Raw genomic sequence first — 23,361 nt, 5'->3', positions numbered from 1 at the left:
ATACTCAGACGCCGTCGTTACGCAGGGACAGTCCGAAGAGGACGGTGGCGACGCCTGCCATCAGCAGTTCCACGGCGATGAACATGCCTATCAGCCACAGGCCGGACCAGGGCAGTGTCATGTAGAGCATGATGCCGATGAGCAGTGTGACGAGGCCGCTGATGGCGAGGGCGAGCCAGCTTCTGTTGGTGCGGTGGCCGCCGGCCCAGAAAGTACGGGCGAGGCCTGCAAAGATCAGGCAGCCTGCGAGGATGGCGGTCAGGAAGATCGAGCCGGTGGCGGGTTCTTCGATCAGGAGCAGGCCGCCGAGAATGTAGAGGCCGCCGATCAGGCCGGAGAGCCACTGGTTCGGGACGGGCAGTCCGCGATGGGCGAAGCTCTGCATGACCTGGGCGACGCCGCCGATGATCATCAGGACGCCGAGGATGACCATGCTGGTCAGGGTGGTGGTGATGGCATCCAGGGCGGCCAGGATGCCGAGAATGATCAGGAAAGCTCCAAAGCCGATGAACCAGCCGGGTTTGAGGCTCTGGGGGCTGGGGAAGCGGATGGTGTTGAAACTGTCGGACATGGTCTTCTCCGTTCGGGAACGTGGTCTGCCGGGATCCGGCCCTTTTCGGGAAAGGGGCCGGATCCCGGACATGACGTCCGCTGTGATGGGTCGTGTGGGGGAAGATGGCATGATTTGTGATGCAGGCGGGAGAGATAAGACGGCCCCGCTGATGTTGGGCTGGCATATTTGGCCTCCGGGCGTTAAAACGCGCCAGAGAATGCAGCCCTTCGCCGGGCTTTAACCCCCACTCCGTCCTTTGTCCTGAAGGCGGGCAGAAAGTAACGAGACGACATGAGCTGGATGACCGACTACGTCCGACCCAAGCTGCGTGGCCTGCTTCAGCGGGACGTGCCGGACAATCTGTGGACCAACTGCGAATCCTGCGGGCAGATGATGCTCACCAAGGAGCTGGAGCGGTCCGAGAAGGTCTGTCCGCATTGTGGGCATCACATGCGGGCGACGGCGAAGGAGCGTCTGGGCTGGACGTTTGATGGCGGGGAATACACCACCATCGAGCTGCCGAAGATGCCGGTCGATCCGCTGGGGTTCAAGGATTCCAAGCGTTATACGGACCGCCTGAAGGATGCGCGGAACAAGTCGCATCTCGATGAGGCGCTGGTCGTTGCCCATGGCATGATCAAGGGCCAGAAGGCTGTTGTGGCCGTCATGGCGCCGGAGTTTTTTCTGGGGACGATGGGGGCTGCGCTGGGCGAGGCTTTTGTGGCGGCCTGTCGTCTGGCTGTCCTGCAGAAAGCGCCGCTGGTGGTCTATACGGCTTCAGGTGGGGCGCGGATGCAGGAAGGCGTTGTCAGCCTGATGCAGATGCCGCGGACGACGATCGGTGTGCAGATGCTTCAGGAGGCGGGTCTGCCGTATGTTGTCGTGTTTACGAACCCGACGACGGGGGGGGTCACTGCGTCCTTTGGGATGCTAGGGGACGTTCATATCGCGGAGCCCAATGCGCTGATCGCGTTCGCCGGGCCGCGCGTCATTCAGGATACCGTTCGCGAGAAGCTGCCGGAAGGCTTCCAGCGCTCGGAGTATCTGCGTGAGCATGGCATGGTCGATATCGTGGCCAAGCGGTCTGAGCTTCCGGAACTTCTGGGGCGGATTCTGGGCATCATGATGCGCCAGAAAACCGTTTCCGACGCAGCAGCCTGATGACTGCGGAGCGTGGGGCGCCGGTTCGGCTGTCCGGCGAATATCAGGGGCGGCCGGGTGCCGTTCTTGCGCGGTTGCAGGAACTCTATCCGGCGCTGATTGATCTTTCGCTGGGGCGGCTTGAGGCGCTTCTGGCGAAGCTGGGCAATCCCGAGCGTCATCTGCCGCCGGTCATTCATGTGGCCGGGACGAACGGCAAGGGCAGCACCTGCGCCAATCTGCGGGCCATTGCCGAGGCGGGTGGTCTGCGCGTTCATGTCATGAGCAGCCCGCATCTGGTGAGCGTGACCGAGCGCTTCCGGCTGGCGGGGCGACTTGTGGACGAGGATGTTCTGGTTGCTGCGCTCGAAAAGGTCGAGCAGGTCAATGCAGGCGCTCCGATTACGGTTTTCGAGGTTCTGACGGCGGCGGGTTTCCTGCTGTTTTCTCAGGTTCCTGCGGATTTGGTGGTGTTGGAAGTCGGGCTTGGGGGGCGGCTGGATGCGACCAATGTCGTGCCGAAGCCTGCTGTCTGCGTGATTACGCCGGTCAGTCTGGATCATGAAGCGTTTCTGGGCAGTACGGTCGCGGCGATTGCCGGGGAAAAGGCCGGGATCATCAAGAAGGGTGTGCCGGTTGTTTCGGCGGCCCAGGCACCGGAGGCGCTGGATGTCATTCGCCGTCGGGCCGCAGAACTGGATGCGCCGCTTCGGGTGATCGGAGAGGATGTTTTCTTCACCGAGCACGCGGATGGTCTGGAGTATCGGGATGCGGATGGTGCGCTCTCGCTGCCGCTGCCGGCTCTGAAGGGGCAGCATCAGGCCGGGAATGCGGTGCTGGCGGTTGCGGCCCTCAGGGTTTCGGGTGTGGCACTGCCGCTTTCGGCTTATCAGGGTATTGCTCGGACTTCTTGGCCTGCGCGTTTGCAGAAGTTGGATGGAACCCTTGCGCGGATGCTTCCTGGGGGATGGGAGCTTTATCTGGATGGTGGTCATAATCCGGACGCCGGTCAGGTGCTGGGAACGGTTCTGGATGGCTGGAAAGACCGGCCTGTCCATGTGATTGCCGGTGTGAAGCAGACCAAGGACGCATCGGGGTTTCTGAGACCGATCGTCGAGCGTGCGGCTTCGGTTCAGGCGGTGGCGGAGCCGGGGCAGCATCTGGCGATGCCGGTCGAAGAGATCATTGCGGCTTCGGGGGGGCGGGCGATTGCCGGTACGACTGTCAGGGAAGCTCTGGAGCGTCTTGTGGCGGAAGGGGAAGGGGGAGCGCCTGCGCGCGTGTTGATCTGTGGCAGTCTTTATCTGGCGGGTGTGGTTCTGGCAGAGGATGGCTGGGTTTCGCGGTAATCCGTTTCTGGTCGCGATGCAGGATGGTAGAAGGGCAGCGTGAACATGATCGAATCGCATTCCTCTCCGACCGTCTCTGATGCTTCCTCGAACGACGGAGATCTGGGTGTCCTGCTGAGGCGCAGTCCGCCGTCCAGCACGGCGGCCGAGCAGGCGCTTTTGGGCGCCATTCTGACCAACAACAAGGCGTATGAGCGGGTTTCGGACTTTCTGGAGCCGGCTCATTTTTCCGATCCGCTCAATGGACGGATCTATGAGGCCATTGCCCGGCGGATCGAGCGGGGGCAGCTGGCCGATCCCGTGACCATGCGGGCGGAATTCGAGCATACCGGTGTTCTGGATGCTGCGGGTGGCCCTGCTTATCTGGCGAAGCTGCTGACGGCGATGGTGGGTATCGTCAATGCGGGTGATTATGGGCGGGTAATCCATGATGCCTGGGTCCGCCGGCAGCTGATCGATATTGGTGAAACTGTCGTCAACAATGCCTTTGGGGCGCGGCCTGATCTGGATGGATCCGATCAGATTGCGGCGTCTGAGGAAGCGTTGTTCAAGCTGGCGACGGAGCGGGGCCAGGAAGGCGGGTTTGTTTCGTTTACCAAGGCGCTGACGGAAGCGGTCAGTGTTGCGACGAAGGCTTATCAGCGCACTGGCGACGTAGTCGGTTTGACGTCGGGTCTGCGGGACTTCGACAAGCGGACGGGTGGGCTTCATCCGTCGGATCTGATCATCCTTGCCGGGCGTCCTGCGATGGGCAAGACGGCGCTGGCGACCAAGATCGCGTTCTCGGCGGCACGTTCGATCTTGCGGGATGCCGAAGACAGCGGCGAGAAACCCAAGGGATCGGTTGCGATTTTCTCGCTGGAAATGTCATCCGAGCAGCTGGCGACCCGTATTCTTTCGGGAGAGGCCGAGGTTTCGGGCGAGAAGATCCGTCGTGGTGATATCGGGCAGAAGGAATTTGACCGGTTTGTCCGGGTGGCCCGCGAGCTGCAGCGACTGCCGCTCTATATCGACGATACGCCGGCGATTTCCCTGTCTGCCATGCGGACGCGATGCCGCCGTCTGGCGCGGACGCAGGGGTTAAGCCTGGTGGTGGTGGATTATCTGCAGTTGATGCGGCCGGCCATCGGGACGAAGCCTGACAGTCGTGTTCTGGAAATCTCGATGATTACGCAGGGGCTCAAGGCGATTGCGAAAGAGCTTTCTGTTCCAGTGATTGCTTTGTCCCAGCTTTCGCGTCAGGTCGAATCGCGTGAGGACAAGCGGCCGATGCTGTCGGATCTGCGCGAATCGGGTTCGATCGAGCAGGATGCGGATGCGGTCATGTTCGTTTATCGCGACGAATATTATCTGCAGCAGCGTCAGCCCAAGGACAGTGCCTACGACAGCAATGACAAGTTTCAGGCTGCGACAGAAGAGTGGCAGCGCAAGATGGCTCTGGTGCACAACAAGGCAGAGTTGATTCTTGAGAAACAGCGGCATGGCCCCACCGGAATGATCCAGCTGTATTTCGAAGGGGAATATACCCGGTTCGGAGATCTGGACGTCATTCACGAGTAGCTCTGCGGACAGGGCGAGTACTTTGAATGATGCGGATACCCCTTAGACGATCCTGTCTGAGGGGAGGGGCCGTCCGGCGGTTCTGATCGTGAAAAAACCGTTGGGGCTTTTTTTTTGGAAAAGCCTCCACGTGGGCGGACATGGAATGTCTCGATAATTGAATCAGTACTTCAAAAGTACAGATTTCATCAAAATATATAGTCAGAAAAAAGCTGTAATATGAAACTCTTCAGCGTGATTTCTCTGTGAAATGCGGTTGAAGATGGCTGTCCGCTGTTCTGGATTGTGGCTGCAATGCGGAAAATTGGCGGCAGCCAAAACCTGTCTTAATGGCTCAAAGCCATATTTGTTCCTTGACCCAATGGCACAGTGCCATTAATTTATCGTTAATCGGTGGTTGTCATGGGGGCGATCAACGGGGAAGGAAGGGAACCGGTCAATGAATTCAGATGCTCTGATGACCGGGGATGTTTCCGATTTGTTCATTCCATCGATGAGGCGAGCTTATCGTGTCGTATCGAATGGGGGGCGCCTGAATGCGTATGGAAACCGGTGAAACAGTCACTAATGGATCTCCTCATCTGGTCTCTTGGGCGGATCAGGTGTGTCGGAAGATGTGTTTCTGTCCGTGTTCGGAGCCATGTCTTGCCGCTGGAGCACCAGTTCTGGGTGCAGGGCAGCCAGCCGCAGGGCCAGTTCTTCGTCGGTACGACCGTTCAGGACGCCTTTCAGAAGAAAATCTGTCGAGACGCGCAGGCGGTTCGACAGTGCCGCAATGAGGAAGACGCTGGGCGCGCGGTCACCGCGTTCGATCTTGTTGAGGGTCGAAGCGTCAACGCCCAGAAGCCGGGCGCATTCGCTCTGATTGGGCATGACGAGTTCACGAGCCCAGGAAATGCGAGTTCCGATGGCTCGTTGGAGTGCAGTCAGAGAGTCCGGGCGCTTGTGTTTGGCCATGAGGCCTTTTTAGCAATGGCTTTATGCCAAATCCAGAAGAAGTTTTTTTTATCACACACTGTGGCATTTTGCCAAAGTTGGTAACGGTTCTGTACTGGTGAAGGATGTTGAGATGAGGCAGGTCAAGTCAGGTTCCGCACCCCGGCGGGTGTCCGCAAGTGCTCTTGCAGCTATGCTGGCGTCCGATGGTTGGCTACCTGAGCAGGGAAGTGCACGCAAGGGGCGGGGACGTTCTGCCAGAAAAACATCTGAGGCGTCGGCTTCATGTGTGCGGACGGTGACGGACCGGGAGACGGCCGAGGCATTGCCGGCGGGTCATCCAGTAAGCTGGAATGCGCTGTGGGGGGCGGATCTGGTGCCGGTCTTTCCGGGATTGCAGCCGATGGGTGGCCGTGAAGCCGGACTGGAGATCAACTGATGCTCGAGATGGTGCGGGAAATACCGGTCGCTGCTGCGGGACTGCCTGATAGTGTGGTCAGGCCGACTGGGGAGCGATACCGTCATTCGGAGATCCGTGAGGTTGGAAACACGTTCCGGGTCGTGAACGCGGTGCAGTCCATGTATGACGCCGGCGATATCGGGGACGATGAACTGGCTGCGGCGGATCGGTGGTATCGCGAATATGTCTTTGCATCTCTGGGGGTAGTGGAAAATCCGCCTTCTGATGGTCGTGTCAGGGAGCGGGGAGACATTCACACCTGGATGATGGGGCGCGGGCAGTGTTCTGCGCGGATTACGCAGATTCGTGACATGCTGGGGCTGTGTGCGCATGTTCGTCTCGAGATGCTTCTGGCGCGGGAGATGTCATTTTCGGCCATGGCACGCCATCTCTATCCGGCTCTGTCGGAAGGGCGTGCGCGGATGAAGGTGTCGGCTCAGTGTGCACTGCTTCTGGAGCAGCTGGCGCATGTCTATGAAACGCTGTCCAAAAAGAAAAGCAGGAAAAAATCTGGTTAACGATAAATTACCGCTTGATATCTGAACGCAGTTTTGATACAAAAAATACATACTGAAGAATTACGACATGAAAATCTGAAGCCGGCCTTTTGAAAGAGGGCCGGCTTTTATTTTGGAAGTTTCCTGACTTATGGAAAAGTGTGAAATTTCTTCTGGTAGCGTTGTGTTGTCCGGCAGGCAGACATTCATTGTTCTTCAGAAAAATTCCGGTTCATTTGTCGGATGCCCTCTCGTTTATGAAGGCGAGCCGGTTCATCGGGCGGATGTTGTTCTGGAATGGCACGAACTGGTGGACGCAGGTCTTTCCCGCCTTGATGTCCGGTGCAGGTCCATTCCCTGTCAGCGGTCGCTTCTTTCCGCCCGGATGATTGGACGGATCGAGCCGGAAATCCTTTCCCGTGTGGCGGTACGGGCCGGGCGGGAACAGACGCAGCGCAATGTGGAAACCCTGGCACGAAAAGGGGCGGGTCCGAGGGATCGGCCCAGGCACAGGCCGGTTCGGGCGGTCTGGCTCGAGGGTGGCATGATGATGAGCCGCAGGGAGGCTTCGCTGAGAGCCGTCTGACGGTTGGGTCTCAGGGCGATCTGGGGAAAGGTTGAAGCAGATGGATGAAGACGTATCTGGTAAATGTTCTTTGCGACGGGAACAGTCTTGGGAACGGAAGAAGAGATTTCTCGAACATCTGTCTGTGAGTGGAAATATTTCTGAAGCCGGGCGTGTCGCTGAGGTCCGGCGAAGTACGTTATACCTCTGGAAAGATGCGGATAAGGAATTTTCCTCCCGTTGGGAGGAGGCCCTTGAAGAGGCGGCGGATGCTCTTGAAGCGGAAGCGCGGCGCAGGGCTATTGAGGGATATGATGAGCCCGTTACCTATGCCGGGCGTGTGGTCTGCGATCCGGATACGGGAAATCCTATCGTTCGCAAACGGTACAGCGATGGGTTGATGGCGTTTCTGCTGCGGGCGCATCGTCCGTCCCGTTTCAGAGCGGGTATGGAGTCCGAGGGGCGGTCGGGGACGATCTCGATCAGCATCAGTAGTGATGACAACGCCCTTTAGACTGAATGCTTCGCAGCGTGAGGCGGTGCGGCTGCTTGGTGGGCCGGCGCGGCATATTCTTCTGAGAGGCGGGTCGCGGTCGGGGAAGACCTTTGTTCTGGTTCGGGCAGTTGTGATCCGGGCGCTGAAGGCACCGGACAGTCGGCATGGCATTTTTCGCCATCGGCTGACGGCGCTGAAGGCGTCGGTTCTGCGGGACACGTTTCCGAAGGTCATGCGGATGTGTTTTCCGCAGGTTGGCTGGAAGCTGGACCGGCAGGACTGTGTTGTGACGTTCCCGAACGGATCGACGATCTTTTTCGGAGGGCTGGATGATGAGCAGCGGACCGAGAAGATCCTCGGTCTGGAGTTTGCGACGGTTTATCTGAACGAGGCCAGTCAGATCAGCTATGGCGCGCGGAACATGCTTCTGACGCGTCTGGCGCAGAAGACTGGTTTGGCGGTGAAGGAATATATTGATGCCAATCCGCCGAGTATGGGGCACTGGCTTTATGCGCTTTTCGAAAGCGGGATCGAGCCGAAGTCGGGGGAACCGTTAGCGGACAGGTCGCGGTATACGACGATGATCCTCAATCCGCAGGTAAACCGGGATAATCTGAGCGAGGATTATCTCGCTAGCCTTGAAGCGCTCCCTGAGCGGGAAAAGCGGCGGTTTCTTTATGGTGAATATCAATCGGTTGTTGAAGGCGCGCTGTGGCGGCTGGAGATGTTCCGGCGTGAGGCGGCGATTACGTCGCCGAGCCGGGCGGATGTGGCGGCTCGGATGCGGCGTATTCTGGTGTCTGTTGATCCTTCGGGGGCTGCGGGACCGGAAGATTACAGGTCCGATGAAATCGGAATTGTGGTCTGCGGCATTGATGCGGCTGGTGTGGGGCATGTTCTGGAAGATCTGTCTGCCAGGGATAGCCCGGCGGGCTGGGCTGCCAGGGCCTTGCGGGCATTTGATGAATGGGGTGCTGAACGCATTGTTGCGGAGCGGAACTTCGGCGGGGCTCTGGTAGAGGGCACGATCCGGAGTGTGCGGGCGCATGCCTCGGTCAAGCTGGTGACGGCGGCGCGAGGCAAGGCGGCGCGCGCAGAGCCGGTTGCGGCACTCTATGAGGTTGGCAGGGTTGTTCATCATGGCCGGTTTACGGCTCTGGAGGATCAGCTCTGTCATTTCTCGGTCAGCGGGTATCGCGGGCCACGGTCTCCGGACCGGGCGGATGCGATGGTCTGGGGATTGAGTGAACTGATGCTTGCCGGAAGCGGCGGCATGACGGGCTGGAGTCCGTCTGGATTTTCGCTGGCGCGCTGAACCGACCGTCCGGGTCGGGATCGCGGCCTGAAACAATGGAGAACACATGGACTGGTTGTCCCTGCAACAGCGTTATGCTGTTCCCGCGGGTGCGTCCGCGCGGACAGCGCGGCTGCTGGCGCTCAAGCGTGTTCTGGACGGGACGCAGTATGATGCGTTGCCGCATCCGTTCTCGATGGAGAAGTCGGGAGCGGGGGAATATATTCCGCTGTCCAGCCGGCGTCCTTCTGTTCGCACGAATTTGTGCCGGACGGTTGTGGATGAATCGGTTTCGCTGCTGTTTGGGGATACGCACTGGCCGGGTCTGGTGACGGATGATGCGCGGGTGACGCACGCCCTGAGCACGTTTGCGTCGCAGACCAGGCTGGCGTCTCTGCTGATGGAAGCGGCTCGGCTGGGGTCGGTAGGGTCGGTTGCGATCCTGTTCGAAGTCTCGGCCGGGGTTCCGAAACTGTCGGTTCTGGAGACGGCGTATCTGACGCCGTTCTGGGATGATGCGACGGGAGAACTGCTCCGGGTCGAAGAACGGTTTCTGGTCCGGGGGCGGGATCTGGCGGCGCAGGGTTATCCGATTGCGGATGAGCTTCTGGGGGCGCAGTTCTGGTGGCAGCGGATCTGGACGCCGCTGGACTGTGCAGTGTCTGTGCCCTGGCTTGTGGGGATGGATGGTGGGGTCCGGGATGAGAGCCGGTCCGTGCGGCATGGGCTGGGGTTTGTGCCGATCGTCTGGACGCGCAATCTGGGTGGGCCTTGTGGGCGTGATCCGGAAGGCGAGTGCACGTTTGAGCGGGCCATCGATACGGTGATCGAGGCGGATTATCTGCTGTCCCAGGCCGGGCGGGGACTGAAATATGGTTCCGATCCGACGCTGGTCCTGAAGACGGGTGGGTTTTCCGACGGGGTGGCGCATCAGGGTGGTGCGGCTTCGGCGCTGACGCTGCCGCCTGAGGGTGATGCCAAGCTTCTGGAAATCAACGGGAATGCGGCAGGGGCGGTGCTCGATCATTATCGGGAGCTGCGCCTAGTGGTGCTCGAACAGTTGCATGGCAACCGAGCGCATGGCGACCGGGTTGGTGGTGCGCAGTCGGGCAAGGCCATGGAGATGATGTGTCAGCCGCTGATCTGGCTGGTGGACCGTCTGCGCCATTCCTACGGCGAGGGTGCGCTGCTCTCGATTTACCGGATGGCGTGCCGGTTTTCCTGTGTTCTGGAAAACGGGCTGCGGATCGGGGGAACGCTGGTCAAGGACCTGCCGTACTGTCGCATGAGCCTGCGGTGGCCGGCATGGTTTCCGTCTACCGATCCGGAGTTACTGTCATTGACGCAGGGGCTGGTGACGGCGGTTTCCAATGGAATTCTGAGCCGTGAGACGGCGGTTCGGATGTTTGCGATGGCATCGGGAAATTCTGATCCGAATACGGAATGGAAAATGCTGGAGCAGGGGTGTGCTTCTGAACAAGCATGAGTGTTGACGGGGGAATGATGTCCGGAACTGATGACACCATTGAGGATGTGGAGGCTCTGCGTCGGGCGCTGAATGAAGCGCGGAGCGAGGTTGAGGCGGTCCGTCAGGAAATGACGGATGTTGTGACGCGACAGGAGACGCTTCAGCGCAGTCATGAGGAAGCGCTGGCCCGGGTGCGGCAGGACAGTGACCGGGAGGTTATTGTGGCGGCGCTTCGGGCGGAGGCGATCCGCAATGGTGCGCATAATCCTGATGATGTCGTGCGACTGATTGATCTGGAAGGGATCAACCGGGGCGAGGATGGTTCCGTGGTCGGTGTGGCCGAGGCTTTGCAGCAGGCCCGTCAGGAACGGGCCTATCTGTTCGGCGAGGTGCTGCGACCCGGATATTCGAGCGGAACCACCGTCGGACAGGCAGCGCCCCGCCCCGGTGGGATCGAGCCGTTCAATGCGCGCGCCGTCAGCGAGGCGGATTATGAAGCGCGCAAATGGCAGTTTCTGGCCCAGGGCTGAAGCCCGCGACGATATTTGACCGGGTCTGATGGCAGGCCGGGTTCAGAAAACACATTTACGGAAAAAACACATGAGCATTGATAATTTTCCTGTTCAGCTTCAGGCCGCCATTCAGCAGGGTTTTCTGGCCCGCGAGTTCGAGAATGGTCTGAAATCCCGGCTGGGTTTTCGCCAGGTTGCCGATCGTGAAGTGTTCCCGAACGCTATCGGTGAGACGCTGACGAAAACCCGCAAGAGCCTCAAGGCTCCGGTGACGACGCCGCTGAACCCGACGGGCAATACGAATTTCGACAATGGTCTGAGCCCGTCCGGCTGGTCGATCGAGCAGTATACGCTGTCCATCAATCAGTATGGCGATACGATCGACCTGAACATGGTCACGAGTGGCGTGGGAATTGCCTCGCAGTTCCTGGCCAATGCCAACACCAATGGGGTGCAGGCGATGCAGTCGCTGGACCGTCTGGCACGTAATACGTTGTTTGGCGGTGCGCAGAATGGTGTGGGTGGCTATCTGGGCGGCAATACCCGTGTGACGGCGACGCTGGGGAGTGCCGACAATACCATTGCTGTCGATGACATTCGCGGTTTTCAGTCCGTGATCGTGAATGGTCAGGTGACGCCGATCAGCGCGACCAATGGCATGACCGTGACGGTGGGCGGGGATGTTTACACACTTGTCAGCGTGACGGCGGATGCGACGAATGTGTCCACGGCTCCGGGTGGTGTTTCAGGTCAGATGACGTTTTCCGCGGCCGTGTCGGTTGCGGATGGGACTGAAGGTCAGGCGGTTGTGGCGTCCACGGCGCCGCTGGTGATCCGTCCGAACGGTCGTCTGACCACCGCGGCACTGCAGACGGCAAGCTCGAGCGGTCTGGCGGATACGCTGGGTATCCAGCAGGTTCTCGCCGGTGTGGCAACGCTGCGGCGCAATAACGTGCCGATGATTAATGGTGCGTATCACTGTTATCTGGATGATCTGCAGCTTCTGTCCCTGTTCCGCGATCCGGATTTCAAGCATCTGTATCGTGGCGCTTATGGTTCGGAAGAGTATCGTTCCGGTCAGGTGATAGAGCTTCTGGGTGTGCGGTTCATCCCGACGACGGAAGCGCCGCAGCAGGCCTCTCTGGGTTCCGGTTCCATTCATCGTGCGCTGCTGCTGGGTCAGGGGGCGCTGATCGAAGGCGACTGCGCTCTGACGGGTCATTCCGATATTCCGGATTCTGAGCGTGCGCTGATCGAGATGGTGGACAGCGTGGCGATGGTAACGCGTGAGCCACTGGATCGTCTGCGCCAGATCATTGCGCAGTCCTGGTACTGGATTGGCGGTTTTGCGCTGCCGACGGACGTGACAGCGGACATGACGGTCATTCCGACGGCCACCAACAGCTATCTCAAGCGTGGTGTCGTGATCGAGAGCCTTGGCACGGATGCGCTGGGTCTGACGTTCTGAGGTTTTTCCGGCCCCTGTCTGTAAGGCGGGGGCCTCTCTTGCGGGGAGAATGACATGTCCGGAACGGTTGGTTTATCGACGGATATTCTCTCGGAAGGAGAGAAAATGGATATCCGTCGGTTCTGCGGTTATCCCGCGATCGGATCGCGGGAGGGTAATCAGGAATCCTGGCGTTTCTTTCAGGTGGAAGGAGCGCTGGAGTGGCGGATGAACTGTCTGTCCGGGGCGGAGCTTCAGCAGATCCGGCTTTATCTGTCCCAGCTTTATCCGTTGGAAAATGCGATTACGGCATCTTCGGACAATCTGGACACGGCGCGGGCGGCGGGCTGGTATCATAATGGTCGGGAAGTACAGGACCGGATGATGCTGTTCACGCTGTGGCGGCGGCGTCTGTGTGCGTTTCTGGGGGTGGCTGGCGGCTTGGAGTTGCAGGACGGCCGGGCGATCGTGGTTTGAGGAGGGCTGTGTGCAGCAGGCAATGATCGCGGCCAGGCTCTCCAGAGGGTATGCGAAGGCGGCGGCCGTGCTGGGCTCTTTGGGAGAACAGTATCGTCCTTCGGGCGGTCTGTCGCCGATGGAAACCCTTTATGCGCAGCCCATGCTGGCTTTTGATGTGGATGCCGGATTTTCGTTTTCGCGGCCGATCGGGTGGGGGATTCCGACAGAATATGTCCTGACGGATCGGCGGGATGATACGCAGGTTTCCGATATTCTTGTTGCGAGCGGGCGGACCTATTTTGTCGCGTCCGTGGAGCCTCTGCGGCCGCCTTTATGTGTGGTGTGCAGCCGGACGGTGACGGTCACCGGGGTTACGGGAACGGTGGAGACGCTGATCTCGGACTGTCCGGCCGCCATTATCATGCGGGCGAAAGGGGAATCTTCGGGCAGTGGGATTCCTGGAGCAACGCGTCCGGGACAGTCCGTGATGTATCTTCCGCTTCTGCCCGGGGTGGTGCTGACGCCTTACATGGCGGTCACGACCGATCTGGGCACGACTTATACGGTTAATGCGGTGGAAACTTCCGGCTTCGGGATCCGGTGTACCATGTCGCTTCAGCAGGTCTGAGGGAAGATAAGAATGACGGATGCTTCCAGGGTCGGGCTGGCGCTTGCGTATAACTGTGTACAGATCCTTTATCCGGAGGGTCTGGCGGGATCTTCGGTGACGGGGCGGCGGGTGGTGCTTCGGCGGGGGTGGCTGTTGCCGAGCGATCTGTTCGCGGCACAGAACATTCGCAACAACATCGATTTCGTCACGGTCACGATGGCGCCCCGGAAGATGCCTGAATGGGCGGAACCTCTGGGGCGTCCCTGGCGGGTGCAGCAGAAGGTTGAGCCTACGGTTGGGGTTGTGGTGACGGACGGGACGGTTGAGATCGTCTTCTCCGGGACATCCACGCCGGCGGGTGTGGTGGCGGTCTGGCTGGATGACATGCCGTCTGGAGGTGCGCCTTCTGCGGCTTATGCGGTGACGGCGCAGGATACGCCGGCGACGGTTGCGGCGGCTCTGGCGGCGGCGTTGACGGATGGTGTGGCGAGTGAGGCGACGGTCAGTGTGCCGGGGCGGGTTCTGAACGCTCATGCTGGTGGATACGGGCAGTCGGTGCGGGTGACGCGGCGGCAGGCGCAGCTTTATCGGGTTTCGATCTGGACTGCGGATGCGACGGCGCGGGAGACACTCGCTTCCGTGCTGGATGCGGCACTGGCGGAACAGAGCTGGATCAGCACTCTGGACGGGCGGGAGGCTCAGCTCCGGTTCCAGAGCGTGGAAGATGTCGACACGATGCAGAACGAGGCGCTGTATCGGCGGGATTATTTCTATGAGCTGGTTTTTGATACCCTTCAGGTGCAGTGGGCGTCCGAAATGCTGTGCGGCATCGGGAACCTCTCCGGAGATGACGGGACAGCGATGTCTTTCGGGGAGCTGGCTTCCGGGGGAACGAACCAGACAGTAACGGCGGCTCTGGACGCCATGCAGGCGGTGGCGGCGGCGCAGGCTGCTGCCTCGGCCTATCCGGGGCTGGGGGTTGATCAGTTCGGGACAGTGGTCGCTGCTGCCTGACGCAGAAGCTGAGTCAAAGCGCTGAAATTTCATCAGGAAAGCGGGTTGCTTCTGTGGGAGCGCCCGCTTTCTGCATTTTGGAGAGCGATCCGGGGATGTCTCTGGTCTATCAGGCGGGAACGCTGAATACCACGGCACTGACCGTGCCAAATCTTTATGTGCAGATTGCCCAGCCGCAGACGCTGGCCCTGGCGGGCGCGTCGTCTTCGCAGCTGGGTATCGTAGGTACTGCCGGCTGGGGGCCGGTGGGAATGCCGCTGCCGATCGGGGGCATGAGCGACTATGTCGCGGCGTTCGGCGCCAAGCAGAACAGGACGACGGATGCGGGGCTGGCGGTTAATATCGCTGTGATGCAGGAAGCATCGTCCTTTGTTGTCGTCCGTGTGACGGATGGGACGGATGTGGCGGCATCTGGCACGATCGATGGGGTGACGATCCAGGCGGCTTACACAGGGAGTGCGGGCAACGGGATCGTGGCAGCGGTAACCGCGACGGGTTCCGGTTACGCGCTTGCTGTTACGCATGCAGAGCTGGGTTCTGCGACTTATGCGGGAGCGGACTGGTCTGCCATTGCGGCGGCCGTAGCGCAGGATATGAATGCGCTAGTGAAGGTCGTGCTTCCGGAGACGGTTCCGACTGTGACTGCAGCGAGTGTGACACTTGCGGGTGGCACGGATGGCGGTGTGCCGACGACGGCTCAGTTCATCGGGCAGGACAGCACGGTGCGAACCGGTATGTATGCCCTGCGCGGACAGGGCTGTGCAGTGGCACTCCTGCATGGTGTGACGGACAGCACGTCCTATACGGCTCAGGCGGCTTTCGGGACGTCCGAAGGGGTCTATATGATCGCGGTGGGGCCGGCGTCTGATACGGTGACGAATGCGATTGCGGTCAAGGCTGCGAGTGGGCTGGACGCGGCGTCGGTCAAGCTGATGTTCGGTGACTGGTTGTGGTGGAGTGACGACACCAACGGCATGATGCTGGTTAGCCCGCAGGCGTTTGCCGGTGGCAGGCTGGCCGCTCTTTCGCCGGAGCAGTCCAGTCTGAACAAGGCGCTGTCGGGGATCGTGGGGAGCCAGAAGGCGGGTCTGACGGGGAGCAGTGCAACCTATTCCACGGCTGAACTGTCGGTGCTGTTCACGGCCGGAATTGATGTGATCTGCAATCCGGCGCCGGGTGGCACTTACTGGGCGGTGCGCTGTGGGCATAATTCGTCCAGCAAGAGTACCATGAATGGTGACAACTACACGCGTCTGACGAACTACATTGCGGCTTCACTTGCTGGTGGCATGGGCGGTTATGTGGGTGAAGTGATCAACGATACGCTGTTCAGCGATATTCGTTCGACGCTTCTGGGTTTTCTGTCGTCGCTGCTGTCACAGGGTGTTCTGGGCGTTCAGAACGGTGAGCTGCCTTACAGCGTGGTCTGTGATTCGAGCAACAATCCGCAGTCCCGTACGGCACTGGGCTATGTGCAGGCGGATGTGGCGGTTCGCTATCAGGGCATCAACGAGAAATTCATCGTCAATCTGCAGGGTGGCGCGTCGGTCACCGTGTCGTCTGCATCGGGGAGTGTCGGCTAAATGGCAAATCCATACAGCATTGGCCGGGATTGCCGGATTACGGTTCTGTGGAACGGGCAGCGGGTTGATCTGCGGGATGTCACGTCTTTCAGTGCGGCCCAGGAAACGCAGGCTCTGCGTGCCAACCCGTTGAACGGCGTACCGCTGGAGTTCAATGTTCCGAATGGCTGGCGGGGCGCGTTCCAGATTGCCCGGGCCAATGCGGCGCTGGACAATCTGGTAGCCGCTGTCGAGGCTGCATACTGGAATGCCGGGACGGTCGGCAGCGGGACAATCTATCAGTACGTGACCGAACCGGACGGGTCGACCAGCACATGGGAATTCAGCAATGTTTCCATGCAGCTGAAGAGTGATCCCTGGCAGGCGGATCACATGATCCATCAGACGGTTCAGTTCTTTGCTTCTACGAGGACGAAAATTTCGTGAGTGATTTTCCGCATGAAGTTGTTCTGTCCGACAACCGGCGTCTGACGCTGCGCGAGATTGATCCGGCAGATATGCTGGATCTGATCGAGGCAGCGGGCAGTGCGATCAATGGCGCCTCGGCATCCGCATGGCTCGGTTATGCGGAGATGATCTGTTCGGTGACGGCCATTGATGGTGTGCCGGTTCAGATGCCGCAGACCAAGGATGAAATCCGCGATCTGGCCCGTCGGGTCGGCAAGGCCGGGATTGCTGCGCTGACGCCACTTTTCGAGCGTGATGCGGATGAGAATCTGCGGGACGTCGCAAAAAACTGAGCAGGCACTCCGGGTTCCAGGAGATGCTTTATCTGCTGGATCACGGGGTGCCGTGGGACGTTTTGCGAGGATGGTCGAGAGCGCGGCGTCTGGCCGCGTGTGTCATTACCGGAGAGCGGGAAGGGCACTGTTTTGACTGGGATATGATGGGTTATCGGGGAGAGATATGATGCGGGAGCACATCTGGCGGTCTCTTCTCTCGGTCAGGACGTTTTTTACGACTTCTTCCAGAGGGTTGGCATGGGCGCATCGGTCGCTTTCGGTTGCGGCTGTGCCACGGTTGAAAAAACAGGTCGGGATCGTGCCATCGGGCATCGGGAGGCCTCTGGTTTCCGGGAGTACGGGGCGGGGTGGCGGCTTTCAAAGAAGAAAGAGCATCCAGAAGATTGCGCCTGTTCGCAAATCGGGTGGAGTACTTCATTCGGTGTTGTTTCCCGTGCGGAAAAAACAGCGGGTAGTGCGGATCCTGCGACCAGGTCTTCCGCTGTTGAAGCCTTTTCCTGCTGTTGCGGAAAAAGCGGGAATACATGCGGTTGTGCATGAGATGACGGCTTCACCGAAACGGGGAGGGCGATTGGATGCAAAGTCAGGGCGGACTATGGGGGGGCGGAAGCAGATTGCTGCTGATGTCGGACGAGCGGTGGTATCTCTCGACCGGAGAGGGATGATCGAGCGTGCATTGCCTGTCCGGCGTATCAGGCATGGTGCGTCGGGCGTGTATCCTGTCGTTCGCCGGGCAGTACTGGCGGATGAAAGTTCGGTCTGTATTCCGCCAGTTCAGAAACAGACTGTTCACGTGCCATCATCTGCAGGAGTCGGGCGGGGACATGACGCGCTTCCAGCCTTTCCGGCGCTCCGGAATTATCACGACAGGAACACTGTGAGTGGTGATGCGGATCACGAGATGAGGCGTGATGATTTCTCGTTCGGCAATCGCGGGTCCCGTCTGGCGGCGCGACGTTCTGGCGGGGGCGTGGATGAAATCATGCAGCCTCAGTATCCGGGCCGAAGTATCGGATTTTTCTGACAGAGGAGATGTTCCCCGATGGGTATTGGTCTTTCCGACATCGAAAATGCCATTGGTGCCGTGGGGCGGCTGGGATCATCATCTCCTGTCATACTGGGAAATCTGGTTCTGACGGGAATTGAAGTTCCCGATACGCTTCAGGTTGGCGGTCGGCAGATGCTGGTTGTGCATCGTCTTCCGGGGGGCGGGCGTGTTGTTGATGCGCTGGGTAACGATCCGGGGCGTCTGGAGCTGAAAGGGCGCTTTCTTGGTCCGGATGCGCAGATGCGGGCGCAGGCCGTTGAACGCATGCGGATGGCAGGTCAGCAGGTCGCCTTTTCAGCGGCAGGTCTTTCTGTCCAGGTCTGGATCGCCCAGTTCCATTATGTCTATCAGGCAAAAGGTGCTGTCTGTTCCTATACGCTGGTTCTTGAGCGACCACAGGAAACAACGGCCGTACAGACTTCCGGTACCTTGTCCGGAGTGCTGGGAGACGATGTCGGGAGTGCTCTCGACAGTTTTTCCAGCATGGTTTCGGATGTTTCCGAAGGGGTTTTTACGGCTGTGGGACAGGTGTCTTCGGTTGTCGGACAGGTCATGCCGCTGGCGACGCTGGTGGGTGCCGGAGGCTTTGCTTCGAAAGTGACGGATGCTCTGGGGACGGTCAACGGCGTGGCGCAGAGTGGTATGAATCTCGCCACCGTGCCTTCCGCGCTGACCTCTGTTGCCGGAGGGCTGGAAAATGCGGGAAGTGGGTTGCAGTCCATTCTGACCGGAGCCGGGCAGAATGTTGAAGCCATTCAGCCGGTCAACAGTGTCTCACTAAACGCTTTGGGGCAGAACGCGGCGCTGCTGAGCGCTGCGGCCGATGCGGGTAGTCTGGTGAATCGCTCTGCGGCAAATGTTGCTGTGGCGCAGGGGCAATCGACGTCTCTGCCGTCCGTTTTCGCATGAGGACATGATGCAGGATATTATTGTCAGTGCTGCGGATATTTCCCTGTTTCATGTGGCCGCGCGTGAGTTGGGAAATGCTTCTCAATGGTGGAGGATTGCGCAGGTCAACGGGATGGCGGATCCGGATCTGGGATGGATTTCCGAAACTGTCGTGCTGAAGGTACCGGCGGTCGAGAATGATCTGGTATCGGGTTTGCCTGACGGGGAGGGGGAATGAGCGTCAGAAACCTGGAAGTCCAGGTTCTTTTTGATGGGCAGGTTGATCCGGTTCTGGCGCTTCTGCAGTTCGAAATTGATGCGAACCGCTACGAAGCCTGTGATGTCGCATCACTGCGTTTTGCCGTCAGGGATCAGGCGCAGCAGGCTTTGTGGTTTGAAACGGAGCAACCCGCCCGGAAATGGGTGACCCTTCAGATGCGGGATACGCAGAGTGTTTCGTCTTTGTGGACTACGCTATTTGAGGGCCGGATCGACCATATTGAATATGCGGCCGAGCATGCCGTTCTGGAAGTGGAATGCCGGGATGCGCTGGCGGCTTTGATGGATCTTCGGATTCAGGATGCGTGGCTCAACCATACCCAGCAGGAATTGCTGGAAATCATGGCGCAGGCTGCCGGGCTGGATGCGGCGATTGCGCTACCCTCAGATCAGGCTACGCTTATGGCAGGGCAGTTCTGGCAGATCGAGCATAAGCGCGGTGCTCTCATGGGGCAGCATCGCTTTCAGACGGCGGCGGATCTTGCGTTCACGATTGCCCGGGATTCTTTTTGCGACCTTTACGCTTGTGGAGCATGTCTTGTCTGCCAGCCTTTGGGCTCGTCTTCCGATACGGGTGTGCAGGTTACAGACATGCGGAACGCGGTTCTTGAAACCAGTGTTGCGCGGGATCTGCAGCTTCTGTCTGGTGTGGTTGTACATATGGCGTCGTGGGATTCTCGTCAGAGAAATACGACGCATATTTATTATGATGGCGTTTCATTTTCTCAGGACGCTCCGTCCGGAAACGCCAGTATCCATACCTTTCGTGTTCCCGGGCGTCGGCTGGACGAGTTGCAAAGGCTGGCGCGTGGCAAGCATGCACGTATTGCTGCGCATGCGTTGTCTGTGCGGATCAGGATTCCGGGTGTGCTGGGTATTGCGCCAAGAAACTACATGACTGTCGTAACGGGAAACGGGGAAAAGACCCTGGGGATTGATCAGGTGATCTCCCGGTTTTCCGTGGAGCAGGGATTTGTGCAGCAGGTTGTGCTGAGGGATCGTGGAGGTGGGACATGAGTGATGCCCGTTTTGATGCCGCTGCCCTTCAAGGCAGGACGGCGCATACGATGTTTGGAATCGTCTCAGCCGTCGATCCTGTCAATCATGCCGTAAAAGTTCGGATCCAGCCTGAAAACGTGGAAACGGGCTGGATTCCGGATGCTGGCGGGGTGCATGCGGGAGATCTGCGGATTGCGTGTCCGTCTTCTCCGGGCACGCATGTTGTTCTTCAGCCTGTTGAGGGGGACGGAGAGCATCTTGTTGTAACGGGATGTGTGTTCGACACGGTGGTAATGGCGCCTGTGTCTCCTCTGACCGGAGCCGTTGCTCAACCTGGCGAACTGCTTGTCAAAGGGGGATGTGGTCGTCCGCCGCTTTCCTCGTCTGCAACTTCCGGAATGACTTCACCCGATGCGGGCTGGCTGCATGTCGGGTCTGCTGGTGTGGCGGCGGGTGCGGGAAATACACGGATTGTTCTGAAGGATGGGGAAATCAGTTTTTCTGTCGGGGGAACAAGCATGATCCTGACATCCGCCGGGCTGACGGTTTCGGGGGGGGATGTGCGTACGGATCAGCATTCGCTGAATGAGCATGTCCATCTGCTGGGAAGCCAGAAGACTGAAGGACCCCTTGGATGATCGCTCTTTCACATGTTTTCGGGAACGATCTGGTTCTGAACTCCGGCACGCTTCAGACGGTCTCTGGCACGGAGCTGACGAGACAGAGTCTGCTGAGGCGTTTGCTGACTGTTCCCGGGGATTATATCTGGCAGCTGGATTATGGGGTGGGGTTGCCACTCATGGTCGGCCAGGTCATTGCACCGGAAGCGATGGAATCTGTCATTCGGGCACAGGTTCAGGCGGACGTCGGGGTGGATTCATCGCAGGCCGTGACCGTGACTGTGACGGATGAGGGGGGCGGTGTCTGCAGATGCGACGTGTCCTATGTCGATGCAGCATCCGGTCAGCAGCAGAGCCTGTCTTTTTCCTACTGAAATGATGAGAGCGGCACAGTATTGAACCGCTCCAAGAGGATGCGATGTCTCTCTCCTTACGTTCCTTTTCCACCACTGTTTCGGCTGCAGTGACAACGGCACAAGCCTCATGTTCCCAGTTGCTGGATGTGTCCATCGGATCGCCTGTGCGGGCGCTTATGGAAGGTGTCGGCGGTGTGGGATTGTGGTTGCAGTATCTGGTACTGCAATCGCTGTTGCGGACCCGTCTGGCGACGTCGACGGGGGCGGACTGTGACAGTTTCGTCAATGATTTCGGCATGACCCGTCTGCCGGGAACGCCGGCGACGGGGCTAGTGACGTTTACGTCCTTTATGGCCAGCGAGCAGTCGGCGGTTGTTCCGCCCGGAGTGATTGTGCGCACTGTGGGGGGAATATCCTTTGTCGTGACGCAGGATCAGTCCTTGCCAACATGGTCCGCATCTGCTGGCGGATATGTGCGGGCGGCAGGTGTGACGACGCTATCTGTGCCTGTTTCATGCCAGGTGGCGGGGGCGGTCGGAAATGTTTCGGTCGGTGCGATCTGCCTGATGGGAACGGCGGTATCGGGGCTGGATACCGTGACGAATACGGCTCCTTTCCTGAATGGCTCCGACCAGGAGACGGATAGTCAGTTGAGGGCACGTTTTCCACTCTGGCTGGCGGCAAAAGCGTCTGCCAGTCGGGCCGCAGTGGGTAATGCCATTGCCAATGTCCAGACGGATCTGAGTTATTCGCTCCGGGATGGTCTGGATGCGGCAGGCGTTGCGCGGAGTGGATACTTTACGGCTGTGGTCAATGACGGAAGTGGGGTGCCTTCGGATCAGCTGCTGTCGAATGTCTATGAGGTCATTGATTCTGTTCGGGCCCTTGGGGTCGGTTTTGGTGTGCAGGCCCCACAGGTTCTGACGGTGGATGTTTCCATGGATATTGTGGTGCCGTCTTCCGTTTCGGTTCAGCAGGCGGCAAGCGCCATTCAGTCTGTCGTGTCGAAAGATATTGCCGCGATGACCGTGGGGGCCGGATATCCGTATAGCCGTCTTTCCTACCTAGCCTATGCCGGTGCGGGGATCTCCGTGACGTCGGTTCTGAATGTCCGTCTCAATGGAGGGCAGGCTGATATTCCTGCCAACGGCAATCAGGCGCTCATGGTTGGAAGCATTCAGATCAATGTCACCCAGGGCTGAGGATCCGGAAGCTGGATCCATCGGCAGGGATGAGGAATTTTCATGGCGGTATTTAATACATATCCGAAACTTGAATCCCTGACGGGAGAAGAGGTCCTTGTTCTGGCGGATGCCAGCGGGACACGGACAGTGACGGCGACTGTGGCGCAGGTAACCGAGGCTCCTGTCAGCGTTTCGGCCAGTGGTCAGTTCTATGCCGACAAGGGGGCGCAGGTAAAACGTTTTGCGGACCGGCTTCTGGTTGGTGTTGCAGCAGAAAATCCCGCTCTGAGTGACCGGGCCAGTTCTTCGGAAAATGACTGGCTGTCGGAGACCATGGCGGCGACGTCCATTGGTCCCTGGGCATTGCAGGATGCCCAGTGCGCGTCCGTTGCGCAGTTCGGCAACAGTGCGTTCGTCGCGGGGTCGCGGACGTCGGATGCAGTGAATGGTTCTTCGGTTCTGGGGTTTCAGCCAAGCTCCATCGGGGTGGCGTCCTGGGGAATTTCGGATGATACGTCCAATCCAACCACCACGACCGCCTATGCTTATTATGGTGAAGCGTGGCGGATGGCAGGGGTGGATTACCAGCCGACATTCGGGATGGAATTGGAGGCCGTCAATTTCGGTGGCCTTGCGGTGGGGCAGTCCACGCCCTATGCGCCAAATGTTGGTGGTGGCGTGTATGGAATTCAGCTTGGCGCGGGTGGCGGCCAGACGTCGGGGACGTCCGATGCCGCTGCAGGAATGGTATTCGTTTCCAACCCGAATTCATGGCAGACGGGTATCGTTTTTGGTGCCCAGTCCCTGACGGGAACGGATGGGAAGGATTCCGGATATGCATCGGCGGTTTCGCTGGCGCGGAATCATGCTGTCGAGTGGCATACGCCTGAGACCGTTTCCGGTGTTGCTGGTGCCAATGTAGGAGCATTTGTCCGTTCCACGGTGACGGAACGCACCAGCGGCACACGGCAGGAATTTACCAATGACGGAATCCTGTTTGGCAATATCGAGGGTGAAACACTGTTCTCGATTGCCGGCATGGCCAGCCCGACCAATGCTCTTCAGGTTCAGGCGGGATCCGGGACGCAGGCAGCGGGTCTGTATGTTCAGGAAGGGACCGGGGGATCCGGAAATCTGGGACTTTTTCCCGCAAGCGGGGGTGAGCTTCAGATTACGTCACCGGTCACTGCGGAAGGAGGCGCGATGCCGACTGTGGCAGATGGCGGTTTTCTTCATATCAACGTCAATGGTGCCGATTATCGTATCCCGCTGATGAGCCCCAGCCAGGCGGGGGGATGATC

General features: G+C 59.3%; 26 protein-coding genes. 23 read left to right on the top strand and 3 right to left on the bottom strand.

The genetic code is table 11. The annotated features are described in order from the left end of the window. Positions 1-4 precede the first annotated feature (4 nt). Positions 5-571, bottom strand: coding sequence for an HdeD family acid-resistance protein (locus KP701_RS05850; RefSeq protein ID WP_215746299.1), 567 nt, complete (start codon positions 569-571; stop codon positions 5-7). 273 nt (positions 572-844) lie between these two features. On the opposite strand from KP701_RS05850, the gene accD reads away from it, so the two are divergent. The 3 genes from accD to KP701_RS05835 are packed head-to-tail and all read left to right on the top strand — an operon-like array spanning position 845 to position 4,602. Then, complete coding sequence (gene accD / locus KP701_RS05845) at positions 845-1,714, top strand: acetyl-CoA carboxylase, carboxyltransferase subunit beta (protein ID WP_215746298.1); 870 nt, start codon at positions 845-847, stop codon at positions 1,712-1,714. Beyond that, positions 1,714-3,042, top strand: coding sequence for a folylpolyglutamate synthase/dihydrofolate synthase family protein (locus KP701_RS05840; RefSeq protein WP_215746297.1), 1,329 nt, complete (start codon positions 1,714-1,716; stop codon positions 3,040-3,042). The genes accD and KP701_RS05840 overlap by 1 nt, the downstream gene beginning before the upstream one ends. A gap of 45 nt (positions 3,043-3,087) precedes the next feature. Further along, positions 3,088-4,602, top strand: a complete 1,515-nt coding sequence (locus KP701_RS05835; RefSeq protein WP_062455970.1) for a replicative DNA helicase — start codon at positions 3,088-3,090, stop codon at positions 4,600-4,602. Between the two features lie 564 nt (positions 4,603-5,166). On the opposite strand, the gene KP701_RS05830 is transcribed toward KP701_RS05835, so the two are convergent. Then, positions 5,167-5,475 (bottom strand): helix-turn-helix domain-containing protein, encoded by a 309-nt coding sequence (locus KP701_RS05830; RefSeq protein WP_011252760.1) that lies wholly within the window; start codon positions 5,473-5,475, stop codon positions 5,167-5,169. Between the two features lie 352 nt (positions 5,476-5,827). Here KP701_RS05830 and KP701_RS16250 point away from each other — a divergent pair, with 352 nt between their 5' ends. The 13 genes from KP701_RS16250 (at position 5,828) to KP701_RS05765 (ending at position 16,683) form a co-directional block, all read left to right on the top strand. Continuing rightward, entirely contained in the window at positions 5,828-5,977 is a 150-nt protein-coding gene (locus KP701_RS16250; RefSeq protein ID WP_252345427.1) for a hypothetical protein, read from the top strand. Further along, the gene (locus KP701_RS05820) at positions 5,977-6,516 is read left to right on the top strand and encodes a hypothetical protein (RefSeq protein WP_215746295.1); all 540 of its coding nucleotides are present in this window, start codon (positions 5,977-5,979) and stop codon (positions 6,514-6,516) included. The genes KP701_RS16250 and KP701_RS05820 overlap by 1 nt, the downstream gene beginning before the upstream one ends. Positions 6,517-7,121: 605 nt before the next feature. Continuing rightward, a complete protein-coding gene (locus tag KP701_RS05815) occupies positions 7,122-7,574 on the top strand; it encodes a hypothetical protein (protein WP_215746294.1) in 453 nt (150 codons plus the stop codon). Beyond that, complete coding sequence (locus KP701_RS05810; protein WP_215746293.1) at positions 7,558-8,871, top strand: phage terminase large subunit; 1,314 nt, start codon at positions 7,558-7,560, stop codon at positions 8,869-8,871. The genes KP701_RS05815 and KP701_RS05810 overlap by 17 nt, the downstream gene beginning before the upstream one ends. Before the next feature lie 46 nt (positions 8,872-8,917). Continuing rightward, the gene (locus KP701_RS05805) at positions 8,918-10,336 is read left to right on the top strand and encodes a phage portal protein (RefSeq protein ID WP_215746292.1); all 1,419 of its coding nucleotides are present in this window, start codon (positions 8,918-8,920) and stop codon (positions 10,334-10,336) included. Then, the gene (locus tag KP701_RS05800; RefSeq protein WP_225198562.1) at positions 10,333-10,848 is read left to right on the top strand and encodes a phage scaffolding protein; all 516 of its coding nucleotides are present in this window, start codon (positions 10,333-10,335) and stop codon (positions 10,846-10,848) included. Before KP701_RS05805 ends, KP701_RS05800 begins: the two co-directional genes overlap by 4 nt. A gap of 70 nt (positions 10,849-10,918) precedes the next feature. Further along, the gene (locus KP701_RS05795; protein ID WP_215746291.1) at positions 10,919-12,298 is read left to right on the top strand and encodes a DUF4043 domain-containing protein; all 1,380 of its coding nucleotides are present in this window, start codon (positions 10,919-10,921) and stop codon (positions 12,296-12,298) included. 54 nt (positions 12,299-12,352) lie between these two features. Further along, positions 12,353-12,754: a hypothetical protein gene (locus tag KP701_RS05790; RefSeq protein ID WP_215746290.1), complete on the top strand. Its 402-nt coding sequence runs from the start codon at positions 12,353-12,355 to the stop codon at positions 12,752-12,754. Positions 12,755-12,764: 10 nt separating this feature from the next. Beyond that, a complete protein-coding gene (locus KP701_RS05785) occupies positions 12,765-13,364 on the top strand; it encodes a hypothetical protein (protein ID WP_215746289.1) in 600 nt (199 codons plus the stop codon). 12 nt (positions 13,365-13,376) lie between these two features. Then, positions 13,377-14,360, top strand: a complete 984-nt coding sequence (locus KP701_RS05780; protein WP_215746288.1) for a hypothetical protein — start codon at positions 13,377-13,379, stop codon at positions 14,358-14,360. A gap of 95 nt (positions 14,361-14,455) precedes the next feature. Then, positions 14,456-15,943 (top strand): phage tail protein, encoded by a 1,488-nt coding sequence (locus KP701_RS05775; RefSeq protein WP_215746287.1) that lies wholly within the window; start codon positions 14,456-14,458, stop codon positions 15,941-15,943. Next, on the top strand, positions 15,944-16,369 hold the full coding sequence (locus tag KP701_RS05770) for a hypothetical protein (RefSeq protein ID WP_215746286.1): 426 nt from the start codon (positions 15,944-15,946) through the stop codon (positions 16,367-16,369). It abuts the gene before it with no gap. Continuing rightward, positions 16,366-16,683: a hypothetical protein gene (locus tag KP701_RS05765; protein ID WP_215746285.1), complete on the top strand. Its 318-nt coding sequence runs from the start codon at positions 16,366-16,368 to the stop codon at positions 16,681-16,683. Before KP701_RS05770 ends, KP701_RS05765 begins: the two co-directional genes overlap by 4 nt. Positions 16,684-17,269: 586 nt before the next feature. On the opposite strand, the gene KP701_RS05760 is transcribed toward KP701_RS05765, so the two are convergent. Next, positions 17,270-17,479, bottom strand: a complete 210-nt coding sequence (locus KP701_RS05760) for a hypothetical protein (protein ID WP_215746284.1) — start codon at positions 17,477-17,479, stop codon at positions 17,270-17,272. 249 nt (positions 17,480-17,728) lie between these two features. Between KP701_RS05760 and KP701_RS05755 the strand changes: the two genes are divergently transcribed. Genes KP701_RS05755 through KP701_RS05725 form a run of 7 tightly spaced genes read left to right on the top strand, consistent with a single transcriptional unit; the run spans position 17,729 to position 23,359 of the window. After that, complete coding sequence (locus KP701_RS05755) at positions 17,729-18,643, top strand: hypothetical protein (RefSeq protein ID WP_215746283.1); 915 nt, start codon at positions 17,729-17,731, stop codon at positions 18,641-18,643. Positions 18,644-18,647: 4 nt separating this feature from the next. After that, entirely contained in the window at positions 18,648-18,860 is a 213-nt protein-coding gene (locus KP701_RS05750) for a hypothetical protein (RefSeq protein ID WP_252345426.1), read from the top strand. Beyond that, entirely contained in the window at positions 18,857-19,918 is a 1,062-nt protein-coding gene (locus KP701_RS05745; RefSeq protein ID WP_215746282.1) for a hypothetical protein, read from the top strand. Before KP701_RS05750 ends, KP701_RS05745 begins: the two co-directional genes overlap by 4 nt. Continuing rightward, on the top strand, positions 19,915-20,538 hold the full coding sequence (locus KP701_RS05740; protein WP_215746281.1) for a baseplate assembly protein: 624 nt from the start codon (positions 19,915-19,917) through the stop codon (positions 20,536-20,538). The genes KP701_RS05745 and KP701_RS05740 overlap by 4 nt, the downstream gene beginning before the upstream one ends. Next, positions 20,535-20,894, top strand: a complete 360-nt coding sequence (locus KP701_RS05735) for a phage tail protein (protein ID WP_215746280.1) — start codon at positions 20,535-20,537, stop codon at positions 20,892-20,894. Before KP701_RS05740 ends, KP701_RS05735 begins: the two co-directional genes overlap by 4 nt. Positions 20,895-20,938: 44 nt before the next feature. Continuing rightward, on the top strand, positions 20,939-22,078 hold the full coding sequence (locus tag KP701_RS05730; protein ID WP_215746279.1) for a baseplate J/gp47 family protein: 1,140 nt from the start codon (positions 20,939-20,941) through the stop codon (positions 22,076-22,078). 42 nt (positions 22,079-22,120) lie between these two features. After that, positions 22,121-23,359, top strand: coding sequence for a hypothetical protein (locus KP701_RS05725; protein ID WP_215746278.1), 1,239 nt, complete (start codon positions 22,121-22,123; stop codon positions 23,357-23,359). The last annotated feature ends 2 nt before the right edge of the window (positions 23,360-23,361 follow it).

Origin of the sequence: Gluconobacter sp. P1C6_b (assembly GCF_018811945.1) — a bacterium.
GTDB lineage: Bacteria > Pseudomonadota > Alphaproteobacteria > Acetobacterales > Acetobacteraceae > Gluconobacter.
This window is presented reverse-complemented; position numbering and strand designations above follow the sequence as displayed.